The organism is Paracoccus sp. J56, assembly GCF_019633685.1.
GTDB lineage: Bacteria > Pseudomonadota > Alphaproteobacteria > Rhodobacterales > Rhodobacteraceae > Paracoccus > Paracoccus kondratievae.
This window is the reverse complement of the sequence record NZ_JAFL01000073.1, coordinates 1-1,392: the sequence shown is the minus strand read 5'-3', so window position 1 is coordinate 1,392 and position 1,392 is coordinate 1. Positions and strand designations below refer to the sequence as shown.

Below are 1,392 nucleotides of genomic sequence, written 5' to 3'. Positions count from 1 at the left end.
CATGTATGGATGCCCCCTTTCGTGCAAGTGGTATTTGAATAGCTCAGACGCGTGATCGGATGCGGTCATGTATCAGGCCTCATGGTGCGGCTCGAACGTGGCCGCAGGCCGGTATGGCGATGCGCGGGTCAGAGGCAAATCAACAGAGCGAGCTCTTCGGCTCCACGACAAATACTGCTTTCTCCAACCCGGATCTTGTCGATCCTTTGCCCTTACTGTTCAGTGATCTCCTCACACGCCCGACGTACCGTGGCGCGATGGCAAGCTTTGCGCTGTCATGCCATCGTCGCCGCCGGGTTCCGGTAATCTTCCTGTTTCGTCATCATGGCCCAGAGACCTCGCGCCATTTTGTTCGCCAAGGCGACAGCGGCAACCATGCGTGGCTTGCGCCCCCGCAAGCGAACAAGCCATCCATGCTTTGAACTGCCATAGCGCTCGACCGCCTGCAGCACAGCCATTGCGCCGGAGATCAGGAGCCTTCGGATGTCGCGCTGTCCCATCTTCGAGGTTTTGCCCAGACGGGGTTTGCCTCCCGTCGAATGCTGGCGGGGCACGAGCCCCAGCCACGCGGCAAAGTCCCTACCGCGCCGAAAGCTGGTCAGATCAGGTGCAAATGTTTCGATCGCCAATGCCGTGATCGGCCCGACGCCGGGCATGGTTTGAGCACGACGCGTCGAAGCTGCTTCCTTCGTAGCCTGGCCCATCTTGCGGTCGAGTTCCGCAATGCGTTCACTCAACCCTTCGATCGCGTTCAGATACATCTGGCCGAGTTCTCGGACCGTGGTGGGCAAGGGCGTTTTCACGTCACCGATGGCGTCCGCAAGCTTCTTGAGCTGGGCAACTCCTCGCGCCGCGACCAGGCCATGCTCGGCAAGATGCCCGCGAAGGGCGTTGATCATTTGGGTGCGCTGGCCGACAAACATCTGCCGCGTCCGAAACAGCATCGCGCGGGCTTGCTGGTCTTCGGTCTTCAAAGCCACAAAGCGCATTGTCGGACGCACCGCAGCTTCCACGATCGCCTCGGCATCCGCGCAATCGTTCTTCTGGCGTTTGACGAATGGCTTCACGTAGACCGGCGGGATCAGGCGCACTTCATGTCCAAACGTCTCGAAAGCGCGGCCCCAGCCATGCGCCGTCGCACACGCCTCCATGGCGACAACGCACCGCGGTACCTGAGACATGAACGCAAGTAGCTGGCCACGCGAAAGCCTTTTGCGAAACACGACGGATCCGTCGTGACCGGCACCGTGCAGGTGGAAAATGCGCTTTGCCAGATCGATCCCGATAATCGTAACCTCGGACATGGATGCTCCCTCCTTCTGTGATGGCTTCAACACGCATCACATTGGCACATTGCGATGCCGTCAGGTGGGGGCATCCACGCCATCAACA

At 60.1% G+C, this 1,392-nt stretch carries 1 protein-coding gene; it reads right to left on the bottom strand.

Going from position 1 to position 1,392, the window contains the following annotated elements:
* Window positions 1-275 precede the first annotated feature (275 nt).
* Entirely contained in the window at window positions 276-1,304 is a 1,029-nt protein-coding gene (locus tag M511_RS19015) for an IS110 family RNA-guided transposase (protein ID WP_085503272.1), read from the bottom strand.
* Window positions 1,305-1,392: the final 88 nt, after the last annotated feature.

Excerpts from the sequence above, each read along its gene's own strand:
- M511_RS19015 (WP_085503272.1), bottom strand. The coding sequence starts at position 1,304 with ATGTCCGAGGTTACGATTATCGGGATCGATCTGGCAAAGCGCATTTTC.